Raw genomic sequence first — 11247 nt, 5'->3', positions numbered from 1 at the left:
AACAGACTTAATAATTTCCGGCAGGGGGGAGAAGAATGAAGAAAGGTATCAATTACTATCAAATCGGGGAAAACATTGAACAATATTTACTGATAAAAAGCGCGAAAAAAGGAATAGCCAGCAACGGAAAGCCTTTTCTGACACTGCAGATGTCAGACCAGACTGGAGAAATTGAAGCAAAGCTATGGGGAGTATCACCTGAAGACCAGGAGGTATTTGTCAGTTCTGTAATCGTCCATGTTCATGGGGAAATTCAGGAATTCCGTGGAGCCAGGCAGTTAAAGATAAAGGCGATCAGACCTACAACCGGCATGGACCATGTGAAAACATCCGACTTCCTTCCTTCAGCTCCGCTTGATCCCCAGGAGATGATCGAGAAAGTCACCCAGTATATATTCGAGATGAAGAACCCGAAAATACAAAGGATTACGAGGCATTTGTTTAAAAAGCACCAGAAGGCTTTTGCTGAAGCTCCTGCTGCGACTAAAAACCATCATGAGTACGTTTCCGGGCTGGCATACCATGTTGTAACGATGCTTGATCTGGCAAATAGTATTGCGCAGCTTTATCCGACACTTGATAAAGATTTACTCTATGCCGGAGTAATACTCCATGACCTTGGAAAAGTCAGAGAACTTTCAGGGCCTCTGGATTCCCAGTATACGCTGGAAGGGAAGCTTATTGGTCACATATCCATTATCGTTAACGAAATTGATGAGACAGCAAAAGAGCTGGAAATAGACGGTGATGAGGTAACAGTACTGCAGCATCTGGTTCTCAGCCATCATGGTAAAGGTGAATGGGGCAGCCCTAAACCTCCTCTTATCAGGGAAGCAGAAATCCTCCACATGATCGATAATTTCGATGCAAAAATGTTTATGATGGACAGAGCACTTGACAGAGTAATGCCAGGGGAATTCAGCGAAAGAGTTTATGCAATGGATAACCGCTCTTTTTATAAGCCGAAGTTTCATAAAGTCCCATTTGATATGTAAGAATGCGGAGGCCGCCTTTAAGGCGGCCTTACTCTTTTTCTGCGCAAAAGTGGTAAGAAAGTACTGGCCATTCAAGGTGCCGGGGGACTTCCCTGAAAAACTGAAAAGGAGGTGTTCTGGTAAAGCTTTCAGAACACCTCCTTTTTATATTGAAAACTCATTATATTAATTCTCTTTCCTCAACCGGTTCAGGTCCTCTCATATCCATAAGCTGTGCTTCTTTTAATGTATCGTTAATAACCTCATCTTCAAATATTTTATAACAATTATCATTTCTCCACTCTTCCCATGTTAATTGAGAACACTGATCCCAGGCTTCCTGCCAGTGGGCGAACAAGAATGTTTCCACTTTTTCGTTTACAAGGGGAAAATAAATAAGAGGGGATGTAATTTCGTTCTTTTCCAGATGATTCATGACGTGTTGTACAAGATGTTCCTGAAATTCACCGTATGTCCATTGTGCCAGTGGTTTGTTTTTCATTGTTATTCCCTCCGTATATCGTGTTATGTGCTTTATTCCCCGTAAAAATAATAATCAAACTTCCTATAACTTCCTATCATATTTATGCTTCTTCTTCATAGAGTTTAATAGAAAGATAGAATGGCGGAGGAGGAAGAGGTATGAGGCCATCTGTAGTTATTTTTCCGGTAATTGGATTAGTAATTATTGGAGTAGTTCTATGGCAGTTTGCTGCGGCAGCAGGGGGACCTGCTCACTGGTGGATTTATGGAATATATCTTGCGATTGTTTTTTGCGCGGTTATGTTTATCCAGACAAGGCTGGCAGATGAAAAGGCAGAACAGAAACTAATCGAAGAAGAAGGAGAGGAATTTCTAAGAAAGTATAAAGAGAAAAGGCAGCAATAGCATCAATAAAGGACTGGTAGCAATTAATAAATTGTTCTGTTTCATGGGAATATATAAAAAGGTGTACTAAATTACAGACCAAATCTGATGATTTGGTCTGTTGGTTTTTCCTTATCTATGAATAAATAATCTTTGGATAATTGTATCGTACTTGAACTGGAGGAGGATCGGCTCCCCCAATTGGACATGCGCTTGAGGATCCAGCAGCATTGAAATGGAAGTTTTAATGGAATAAAATAATGGAACATATTAATTATATTCTGGTAGCAGCATGAAAAAAGGCAGAGAATAAATTCTCTGCCAAACCCCTAATCACGTCAGGCCACAAAAACTCTGAAATATGATGATGTGAGCAGGATGGTGATCAGAATATTTATTGTCCGGAACACCTTGGCCTGCCGTTCTTCAGGTATTTCCTTCTGGATAACCAATGTATTTGTCATAGAGTTAATCACAAACAAATAAAAGATTGCAAATAAAAAGAAAGGTAGCATGTAGTAACCCCCACTTATTAGGTAGACTCCTGTATATACTGTAACAAAATATCGGGAAATTGAATAGTCATACGCTGTAAATCAATAAACTCAAATATTAACAGGAGGTTGTTTATGAAAACACAAAACCCTTGGAGAATAGCCTTCATTATTCTGGCCGGTATTATTTTTATCATTATTGCTTCCCTGGCTGTATATCTTTTTTCTATTTCCTCAGGTGCAGTAAATGACGATTTCCAAAGGCCGCAGACTGAACAGACGGAAGGTGCCAGGTTTACCGTATCTGCTTCGAGAGATGACATAAATTACTGGCTGGAGAAAGAGTTAGCGGAAAGTGGAGAAGGAGAGGACTACCAGCTCTATCTTGAGGATCTCGTATATTTTCACACGGAGGTAGAAGCACTGGGATTTACCGTGCCTGTTGAGATGGAACTGGAGCCTCTAGTTACTGATGGAGGCAATGTGGAACTTGTTTCAAGATCTTTCAGTATTGCTGGTCTTGGGCTCCCTTCAAGCACTGTATTCAACCTGATTCAGGATGGTGATGACCTTCCTGACTGGATCCATGTGCTTCCTGAGGAAAGCAAGTTTTACCTTGATCTCCGTCATGGCATCTCAGAGGAAGTGGAGATTGAAGTACAGAGTCTCAATCTTCCAGAGGATGATATAGAAATACAGATTGTTATCCCATAGTAAAAGGCGGATCCGGATAAAAAACTGGATCCGCCTAAATTATTAATTTCTTATTTTAGTAAACTGGTTATCATACAGGATATGGTAACCGTTCCGATGTTCCTCGACAAGGCATTTTTTAGGGGCTCTTGACAACTGCTTCATATGCAAAAAATCATACACACAAATACCAATGTTAAGGGCAGACATCATTGCCATGTAATGCATAATGTGAGGCATTGTGACCGTTACAAGAACTGATCCTGTGGTGATAACCACCCCTGGAAAAATCGCTGATAAAATAGCAGTCTGTTTCGAAATGGTACCCATTGCTGAGTAATAAATATAAGGCCAGTGCTGTTTTCTAACCCGAATCCTTGCTTTGCTGCCAGACAGCCAGATTGGCAGGCAGTGCAGCAGAACATGAAGGGGAAAAACCATTACCATTAATATCGTTAAAAATAATACTCCATAATCAACTAACGGCTCTGAAGTAATAAATGTAGTGAAGAATACAAAATAAACCATAAAGTACACCATCATGGTGAGGGCAGATAAAAATAACAATCTTACCATACCAATGTCTTTCTCCACTGAAATTGATTTCCAGCAGTTCATCTGCTCACACCTCCTTAGATTAGCCAGTAATAACGCAGATATGTTCCCGAATGCTTATTTTCAGTAAGTTTTATTATTATTGCACTTATAGTAATTTAAGCCCTGGCGAAGAATAAATCAAGCCTTTTTTTATATTTTCTTAAAAGATTATCTATATATATCCTGAAATTTATTCCAGGGTTCCGTACAGGGATAATTATGACTATAAAGGAGACGAGAGAATTACTTAAAAAATGAGGAGGTGTTAGGGTCACGAAATGAGTGGAGCAGAAAACAGGGGAGCAATACTGGAAAAGAAAAGAGACTGGACGGCTTATCTATATCTGATATTTCTTAAAGCTGTGAAAAAAGCCGGCTGCCAAAAAAAAAACCGGTTATAGCCGGTTTCTGAGTAAATTATAATTTAAGTATCCAGGGCACGAATATCCTGGTGGTTTAAGTATGTTTTAAGGAGTCTGAACTTCTGTTTGCTGTTTAGATACGCCCGTAAGCCTGCCGTCCTCTTCGATAAAATCTGATTCGATTTTCGTTAATGACTTCTCAAATATATCCATGAAGTCTGGCCCGTAAATATGTTTAATAATACTCATCAGTTCTGAAAATTCAGGGAATTTCCCGTAAAGCTCTTTAATTGGAAGAGAGCCACTGTAAACACCGTAAGTACTTGGGTTATATCCTTCCATCGTTTTGATGAATAACTCTTCCCCTTCTTTGGTAAGGTATACGTAAGTATTTCTTTTGTCTGTCTGGCGTTTGGAAAATGTAAGCAAACCTCTCTCTTCCAGCTTTTTTGAAAAGTTGAATGCAGTAGAAACGTGCATTACCCCAAATTTTGCAATGTCTGAAATGGAGGCCGCCTCCAAATGATAAGCAATCCAGAGGATATGGTGTTCATTAATGTTCAGGTCAAAAGGTTTAATCCAGCTTTGCCAGTCTTTTTCAATAGATTTCCACAAAGCTTTACTAAGTTGAGCAACCTTATGGTTGAACATTATTGATTGCTTTATGGATTGTACAGTTTGTTGTTCCATAAACTCCCTCCATTCGAGATCCTCAATAAATATTTTCTAAAAATTCATTATTTTACTAGGAAAATGATATTAACATCATAACATAATATAATAAATTTTCACAAGTTCATTTCAGTATTTTCTGAAAATTAGTTTTGGAAAACGCTGATCAGCCAGCGTTATTCCTTAACCTTTTTAAGTTCGTTAGTAAGCGCAAGAAGAATTTCTTCAATTTCTGATACTAGTTCCTTTACTTCCTCTGCCAGTGGCTTAAACTCCTCTTTCAGCTGTTCCAGACGCTTTTTTAAAGAGGGAACATACTCTTTTATCAGGGAAACTGCCTTGTCTTTTAACTCGTTTACAGTAATTAAGAACTCTTCGATTTCTATCTTCAGCTCGTTCCAGGATGTAAGCAGCGTATCCTTTGCCTGATCATACTTATCATAGGCACTGCGCCCGGTGCCGGTAGTTGAAAGCAGTAGGGCACCGCCAGCTAAAACGGTTCCCGTTATAATTCCTGCTATATATGTTTTATTTATCATAAACTCACCCTTTATTTTAGTTAATTATTCTTGAGAGAAATATTAATATATAGTTTTTTTATTACAGAGAAAGAATATTACAATTATAAATTACTTTAATACTTCATTTTGTTAATGCAAAGATTGTCTTTGAAATTTTTCCATAAAATAAGCCAGTTGTTCAGCGTGTTCTTCCGGAACTCCGTTATAGAGAGAAGCTCTGCACCCTCCGACGGAACGATGGCCTGCAAGTCCGGTAAAACCAGCATCATTCGCTTTTTGCAGGAACTTTTCTTCAAGTTCTTTACTTCTCAGGTTAAATGTAATGTTCATTTTAGACCTGGCATCCGGCATAACATACCCCTTATAAAAACCGTTGCTTGAATCAATTAAATTATAAATAACGCCTGCTTTTTGCTCTGCTCTTTTTTCCATTTCTTCCGTTCCGCCATGTTCACTTATCCAGTCCAGCATCAGACCGAGCACGTATATGGAAAGTGCAGGTGGAGTATTGTACAGAGAATCAGCTTTCATATGTGTGTTGTAGTTCAGATAATGAGGGACTCCTTCGATAGTATCTTTTACTAATTCATTACGAAGCACGACAATCGTCACTCCGGCAGGGCCGGCATTTTTTTGTGCTCCTGCGTACAACAGGTCTGTATTTTTCCAGTTTACCTGTCTGCTGAATATATCGCTCGAAGCATCGATAAACAACGGGATGCTTTCACGCTGAGGAATTTCTCCCCACTGAGTCCCAAAGATCGTATTATTGGAAGTGAAATGGATATAGTCAGTTTCCGGCAGGCAATGGGTATAATCAACAGATGGAAGAGTCCTGTATCCGGATTCTCCGGAAGATGCCAGGGCATAGGCACTGCCTGTCCGGGAAGCTTCCTGGAACGCTTTTTCCGACCAGGAACCGGTAAGAACGTAAGCAGCCTGTCTGCCCGTTTGGCGAAAATTAAGCGGCAGCATAGCGAACTGCAAACTGGCGCCTCCCTGCATGAACAGAATAGTGAAGTCATCAGGAATTTTAAGGAGTTTACGGATTAAGTTCAGGGCATTGTAGTGAATTTCTTCATACAGACTGCTTCTGTGGCTCATTTCCATGACCGACATTCCTGAATTATTATAGTTAAACATATTTTTCTCTGCTATCTTGAGTACTTCCCGGGGCAGAGCGCTTGGGCCTGGATTAAAATTATATTTTACGTTCACTGTGTGTCCCTCCATTTCTCTATCTAAATACATTCTTAAATAATTCTGAAATTCCTGCCGGCAGTTTAACGGATTACAAAATTAAAGTATTTTTAGCTTAAAATTAAGAGGATTTTGTAAAGAAAAAACAGAAATCCTCAAATAATAAAGGATTTCTGTTTAACCTGTATATGGTGCTTATTTCCTTTATAGATATCGTGCTCTTCAGATAAAAGATTTACCTCACAACTTTAACGGAAATCTCTCCCGCCATTTTTTGCAAGTCTTCGCTCGAATACTGGCTGCTGTGGTCATGCCAGACAGCACCGTACCCATCTCCTTTACCATAGCGGGGCAGCAGGTGCAGGTGATAATGGAAGACAGTTTGCCCTGCTTCCTTGCCATTGTTGTTCAAAACATTTAATCCAACAGGATCATATGCTGCCTTAATTGCTTTAGCTACTTTTGGCACTGCTGAGAAAAGTGTTTTAGTTGTATGCTCAGAAAGCTCATAAACGTTTTCTTCGTGGTTTTTCGGGATAATTAATGTATGTCCTTTCGTTACCTGGCTGATATCAAGAAATGCCAGGACGTCTTCGTCTTCATAAACTTTTGCTGATGGAATATCACCTTTAATAATTTTGCAGAAAATACAATCATTAGAAAATGCCATAGTTACCACCTCTGTACATTAATTTTCCTCTATATTATCATAATTCTCCTTGTAAACAAAAAAGCATGTCTGATAGCTGAAATACGGTCATATGAAAGGGCCGCTTGACCAGACTATGAGCATATTTCTAACGGGAGGCTCATAGGAATAGGGGAGCGAGGTGGTCTGTGAATGAGATACAGAAGAGAGAAGATAGTTTTGCATCTTATACTTCTGCTGATATTTATAAGTGTTCATATGCAGTACCCGGTGTTTACTCCTCTTGCTGTTTCCCTTGGGGCAGGCAGTATGGTCATAGGATTAATGCTGAGCACGGCTTCCTTTGCAAATCTTGGAGGCAACCTTCTTGCGGGTCTGTCAATCGACAGGACAGGCCCTAAGCTTTTTATCGTTATACCATTATTAATGCTGGCAATATCTTTTCTTGCCCATATTTTCGTTCAGGAGACAAGCCATTTGTTTATTTTGAGAGTACTAAACGGCTTTATACTGGCTTTCTTAACTCCTGCATGTATGGCCTTTCTGTCTTCGTTTGCAAGAAACAGTGAATCACAGAGCAGAAATATGGCACTCAATACATTTATGGTTACCCTGGCAATGGCGGCTGCTCCTGCGCTTGGCGGCTGGGCAGGGGAAAAATACGGGGCCGATGGTGCTTATTTAATCATTGCTGTCCTGACAGGAACAGCTTTCTGTTTAGCAGTTTTATTTCTGGAACAGCCGCCGGTGCTCGTAAAACGTAATGTATCGAAGCAAGTAATCAAAGGCAATGCTTTTAATTCTCTCTTTTATCCCGTTTTTCTGACTGCATTTGCCATTATGTTCGCTCAGAGTATTTTAATGTATGAGCTTCCGTTTTTAATAGTAGAACAAGGAATTTCGAAAGGAGAAGCCGGAAAACTCACAAGCCTGCTGGGCATAGGTACGATGCTCGTGCTCGCCTTCATTTTCCTCCACCGGATCCGGAGCGACATCAGAGCCTTATCCGGATTAATTTTAATGGCTGCAGCTCTTGGAATAATGATGTTCTCAGATAAAATGCTGCCGTATTACAGCATTCTTTTATTCGGAGCTGCATCAGGCATTATTTTTCCCGCTATGATGACTCTTGTGGCAGAAAAGACTGGAGATGGAAGCAGAGGAATGGCTTTTGCATTCCTGTCTGCTGTATTTTCCACAGGAACAATTACAGGGCCGTTTATTGCTGCTGCAGTAAGAGACTTTATTTCCCCATATTTTACTGCGTGGTTTGTCCTGATGGCTGTAGTCGCAGTGCAAGGGGCTTACATGCTGAAACAGGCCCATCCTGCTCCTGTCTCCCGCACTTAACTTTTCAAGCCTGCCGGAATCATTTATAGTAGGAAATGGACGAACCTTTTAAAGGAGAATGTGTATGGAACCTATTCTTAAAGTAGATAAATTATCAGGCGGCTATCAAAGAAGCAGGCCTGTGCTTCATGAAGTTAGTTTTGCAGTAAAAAAGCATGAAATTGTCGGTCTCATCGGCCTGAATGGTGCCGGTAAAAGCACAACGATTAAACATATTCTTGGGCTTATGGAACCGCACTCCGGGGAAGTGAGACTATCGGGAAAGACCTGGGCAAAAAATCGGGATGAATACAGGCAGAGCATGGCTTACATTCCTGAAATGCCCCTGCTCTACGAGGAAATGACATTATGGGAGCATCTGGAGCTCACAGCCATGGCATACGGCCTGGATGAAAAGACTTTTAAAGAACGGGCGGAAGCTCTTTTAAAAGAATTCAGAATGGAGAAAATGGGTAACTGGTTCCCGAGCCACTTCTCGAAAGGGATGCGGCAAAAAGTGATGATCATGTGCGCATTTCTCGTCAGTCCTGCTCTTTATGTAGCGGATGAGCCGTTTGTCGGTCTCGACCCATTAGGGATTAAATCATTTCTGGACCGGATGCTGGAAATGAAAGAACGGGGCTGCGGTATACTGATGTCCACACATATTCTTGCTACAGCGGAAAAATATTGTGACCGGTTCATCCTTCTTCATAATGGAAGGATTATACTTCAGGGAACCCTGGGCGAACTTCAGGAACAGGCTGGTATGCCAGGATCAGATCTTGATGATATATACACTGAAATGACTAAGGAAGATAACCATGTGGAATGAAAAGAAGCTATGGGATAAACGACGATCTGATTACTGGGCGATGGCCGTTAAATACTTGAGGCTCATTGCAAACAGCGGATTTTTGTTCACCATTTACCTCCTCTTTGTTTTTGGAAGCTATTATTACGGGCAGTTTCTGGAATGGCTTCCGGAAACTTTTCCTGCTGTTTTATTTTTTACAGCCCTTTTTTCATGGTTTATTACAAGGGGACGCGTAAGAACATTTGCCAAAACAGGAGACTTATTTTTTCTCACTCCGCGAGAGGGGAAAATGGCTCCGTATTTCAGGTCTTCCATTATATACAGCTGGCTGATGGAAACCTTTTATATGGCTTTCCTGCTGCTGATTCTTGCTCCGTTGTTTTTTGACCGGATTCATCCCTCAGGAAGTCTGCTCCTGAGTATTTTTCTCCTTCTTAGCGGGCTTAAATGGTGGAACCTGGCCAGCGGTTTTGAAGAACAGCGGATACAGGAACAATCCCGTTACAGGCTTCATACAGTTATTCGGGCGGGTCTTAACATTGTTACAGTGTATGCTTTGTTTTCCGTACAGCCGATATGGCTGATCGGCGGGCTGGCTGCATTCCTGTTAATTTTTTATTTTGCATACTTCTATAAGCTGTCTAAAACACATAGTCTTAAATGGGACCGTTTAGTTGATATTGAAGACCAGACGGTAATGACCTTTTACCGGATAGCTAATTCATTTACGGATGTCCCGGCTCTTAAGTCAAAAGTCAGGCCAAGAAACTGGCTATCCTTTCTTTTCAGGTTTGTGGCCTACAAACAGGGCAATGTGTACAGATATTTATTCAGCAGGGCTTTTGCCAGGTCAAATGACTATTTTGGAATTTATATAAGACTGACATTACTTGGTCTTCTGTTTCTGTTTGTCGTGCAGCTGGACTGGGGCCGCTGGCTGATAGCTGCAGCGTTTGCCTACATGACTGCCCTTCAGCTTGAAACGTTAAGGCATCATTTCAACATGAGCAGTATGGTGGAATTGTATCCGGGCCAGGAGCAGGGGAAGTTTGAAAGCCATAAATTCTGGGTGCAGGTGCTTGGGAGTTTTCAGACGGTAATTTTTGGTGTTTTCACTACGGTTTTATACGGCCCGGTAAATGGTCTGGTTGTATTACTTCTTGCTGCTGCCGTTTATTTTTACCACAGCTCTGTCCGCCTTGGAAAAGTGTACGGGAATGCGTCAGGAGCTGCTGAATAAAGTGATTTAGTTCAGATTGCAGAGGTGGAAAAATGCCAGGGTACAGCGAAAAAGCGTTTAGTGAACTGGAGCGGTGGGAGAGAAAAACACTCAGGTCTCCGTCAGCTGCCAGTAAAATAGCAAAAAACTGGCAGAGGAAAATCAATGAAAAAATCCCGGAAAGAATTCATCGTACTGTTTCGGAAAGTGTGAAACAGATGGTGCGTGCTGCTTTGGCAGGGAGTGATTACCTGTCAGACCAGAAAAGGCTGGAAGAGGGGTCGCTCGAGGAGCGGGAGAAAGTGCTGGCAGACCGTATTTCTATGTATAAAAGAACAGCGGCGGTTGAAGGAGCAGGGACAGGCGCTGGAGGCCTTGTACTGGGTGCAGTGGATTTTCCTCTTCTCCTGACTATAAAAATGAAGTTTCTGTTCGATGCCTGTAAAATTTATGGTTTTGATCCTGCAGATTATCGTGAAAGGCTGTTTCTTCTCAATGTATTTCAGCTTTGTTTTTCAAAAGAGAAAAAAAAGCGGGAGGCATTTTCGAAGATAACGAACTGGGAAGAAAAGAAGGCAGATTTACCGGATGAAGCAGAATTTCTGAATTCTGTGGACTGGAAGACATTTCAGCTGGAATACCGTGATTTCATCGATCTCCCGAAAACACTTCAGCTCATTCCTGGTTTCGGGGCGATCGTAGGTGCTGCAGCAAACTATCATTATCTTGATGTCCTTGCTGAGTATGCTAAAAACAGCTACAGGCACAGACTTCTGAAGCAGCTGAATGATTAAAAACGAGTGACAGACAAAATAAAAACCACCGGGTGCATGCAAGCTGTGATATGCTCCCC

14 protein-coding genes are annotated in these 11247 nt (G+C 41.2%); 7 read left to right on the top strand and 7 right to left on the bottom strand.

The annotated features are described in order from the left end of the window. Positions 1-35: 35 nt before the first annotated feature. Positions 36-995: a 3'-5' exoribonuclease YhaM gene (yhaM, locus tag BK582_RS23435; protein WP_078597348.1), complete on the top strand. Its 960-nt coding sequence runs from the start codon at positions 36-38 to the stop codon at positions 993-995. A 160-nt stretch (positions 996-1155) separates the two neighbouring features. Here yhaM and BK582_RS23430 read toward each other — a convergent pair whose 3' ends face one another. After that, positions 1156-1476 (bottom strand): hypothetical protein, encoded by a 321-nt coding sequence (locus tag BK582_RS23430; protein ID WP_078597347.1) that lies wholly within the window; start codon positions 1474-1476, stop codon positions 1156-1158. A gap of 140 nt (positions 1477-1616) precedes the next feature. Between BK582_RS23430 and BK582_RS23425 the strand changes: the two genes are divergently transcribed. Beyond that, positions 1617-1862 (top strand): sporulation YhaL family protein, encoded by a 246-nt coding sequence (locus BK582_RS23425; RefSeq protein ID WP_078597346.1) that lies wholly within the window; start codon positions 1617-1619, stop codon positions 1860-1862. Positions 1863-2179: 317 nt separating this feature from the next. On the opposite strand, the gene BK582_RS27405 is transcribed toward BK582_RS23425, so the two are convergent. Then, entirely contained in the window at positions 2180-2356 is a 177-nt protein-coding gene (locus BK582_RS27405) for a hypothetical protein (RefSeq protein ID WP_167553258.1), read from the bottom strand. Between the two features lie 114 nt (positions 2357-2470). Between BK582_RS27405 and BK582_RS23420 the strand changes: the two genes are divergently transcribed. Next, positions 2471-3049 (top strand): YpmS family protein, encoded by a 579-nt coding sequence (locus BK582_RS23420; protein ID WP_078597345.1) that lies wholly within the window; start codon positions 2471-2473, stop codon positions 3047-3049. 42 nt (positions 3050-3091) lie between these two features. Here the strand turns inward: BK582_RS23420 and BK582_RS23415 are convergent, their stop codons facing one another. The 5 genes from BK582_RS23415 to BK582_RS23395 form a co-directional block, all read right to left on the bottom strand. Further along, complete coding sequence (locus BK582_RS23415) at positions 3092-3646, bottom strand: DUF3267 domain-containing protein (RefSeq protein ID WP_078597344.1); 555 nt, start codon at positions 3644-3646, stop codon at positions 3092-3094. 446 nt (positions 3647-4092) lie between these two features. Then, entirely contained in the window at positions 4093-4677 is a 585-nt protein-coding gene (locus BK582_RS23410; protein ID WP_078597343.1) for an HTH-type transcriptional regulator Hpr, read from the bottom strand. A gap of 158 nt (positions 4678-4835) precedes the next feature. Beyond that, positions 4836-5198, bottom strand: coding sequence for a hypothetical protein (locus BK582_RS23405; protein WP_078597342.1), 363 nt, complete (start codon positions 5196-5198; stop codon positions 4836-4838). Positions 5199-5309: 111 nt separating this feature from the next. After that, complete coding sequence (gene serC / locus BK582_RS23400) at positions 5310-6398, bottom strand: 3-phosphoserine/phosphohydroxythreonine transaminase (protein ID WP_244895467.1); 1089 nt, start codon at positions 6396-6398, stop codon at positions 5310-5312. A gap of 217 nt (positions 6399-6615) precedes the next feature. Then, complete coding sequence (locus BK582_RS23395; protein ID WP_078597341.1) at positions 6616-7050, bottom strand: HIT family protein; 435 nt, start codon at positions 7048-7050, stop codon at positions 6616-6618. Between the two features lie 171 nt (positions 7051-7221). Between BK582_RS23395 and BK582_RS23390 the strand changes: the two genes are divergently transcribed. From BK582_RS23390 to BK582_RS23375, 4 genes are all read left to right on the top strand, one after another. Further along, positions 7222-8379, top strand: coding sequence for an MFS transporter (locus BK582_RS23390; protein ID WP_078597340.1), 1158 nt, complete (start codon positions 7222-7224; stop codon positions 8377-8379). A 64-nt stretch (positions 8380-8443) separates the two neighbouring features. Next, positions 8444-9193: an ABC transporter ATP-binding protein gene (locus BK582_RS28405; RefSeq protein WP_078597339.1), complete on the top strand. Its 750-nt coding sequence runs from the start codon at positions 8444-8446 to the stop codon at positions 9191-9193. Then, positions 9183-10415, top strand: coding sequence for an ABC transporter permease (locus BK582_RS23380; protein WP_078597338.1), 1233 nt, complete (start codon positions 9183-9185; stop codon positions 10413-10415). The genes BK582_RS28405 and BK582_RS23380 overlap by 11 nt, the downstream gene beginning before the upstream one ends. A 32-nt stretch (positions 10416-10447) precedes the next feature. Beyond that, the gene (locus BK582_RS23375; protein ID WP_078597337.1) at positions 10448-11188 is read left to right on the top strand and encodes an EcsC family protein; all 741 of its coding nucleotides are present in this window, start codon (positions 10448-10450) and stop codon (positions 11186-11188) included. Positions 11189-11247 lie beyond the last annotated feature (59 nt).

It is taken from the genome of Evansella clarkii (assembly GCF_002019695.1).
Taxonomy (GTDB): domain Bacteria; phylum Bacillota; class Bacilli; order Bacillales; family Salisediminibacteriaceae; genus Evansella; species Evansella clarkii.
This window is presented reverse-complemented; position numbering and strand designations above follow the sequence as displayed.

Bases quoted from the DNA above. Each gene is read 5' to 3' on its own strand.
- BK582_RS23375 (WP_078597337.1), top strand. From the start codon at position 10,448: ATGCCAGGGTACAGCGAAAAAGCGTTTAGTGAACTGGAGCGGTGGGAG.
- BK582_RS23405 (WP_078597342.1), bottom strand. From the start codon at position 5,198: ATGATAAATAAAACATATATAGCAGGAATTATAACGGGAACCGTTTTA.
- BK582_RS23390 (WP_078597340.1), top strand. From the start codon at position 7,222: ATGAGATACAGAAGAGAGAAGATAGTTTTGCATCTTATACTTCTGCTG.
- BK582_RS23410 (WP_078597343.1), bottom strand. From the start codon at position 4,677: ATGGAACAACAAACTGTACAATCCATAAAGCAATCAATAATGTTCAAC.
- BK582_RS23395 (WP_078597341.1), bottom strand. From the start codon at position 7,050: ATGGCATTTTCTAATGATTGTATTTTCTGCAAAATTATTAAAGGTGAT.
- BK582_RS23420 (WP_078597345.1), top strand. From the start codon at position 2,471: ATGAAAACACAAAACCCTTGGAGAATAGCCTTCATTATTCTGGCCGGT.
- BK582_RS28405 (WP_078597339.1), top strand. From the start codon at position 8,444: ATGGAACCTATTCTTAAAGTAGATAAATTATCAGGCGGCTATCAAAGA.
- BK582_RS23425 (WP_078597346.1), top strand. From the start codon at position 1,617: ATGAGGCCATCTGTAGTTATTTTTCCGGTAATTGGATTAGTAATTATT.
- BK582_RS23415 (WP_078597344.1), bottom strand. From the start codon at position 3,646: ATGAACTGCTGGAAATCAATTTCAGTGGAGAAAGACATTGGTATGGTA.
- BK582_RS27405 (WP_167553258.1), bottom strand. From the start codon at position 2,356: ATGCTACCTTTCTTTTTATTTGCAATCTTTTATTTGTTTGTGATTAAC.
- BK582_RS23430 (WP_078597347.1), bottom strand. From the start codon at position 1,476: ATGAAAAACAAACCACTGGCACAATGGACATACGGTGAATTTCAGGAA.
- BK582_RS23380 (WP_078597338.1), top strand. From the start codon at position 9,183: ATGTGGAATGAAAAGAAGCTATGGGATAAACGACGATCTGATTACTGG.
- yhaM (WP_078597348.1), top strand. From the start codon at position 36: ATGAAGAAAGGTATCAATTACTATCAAATCGGGGAAAACATTGAACAA.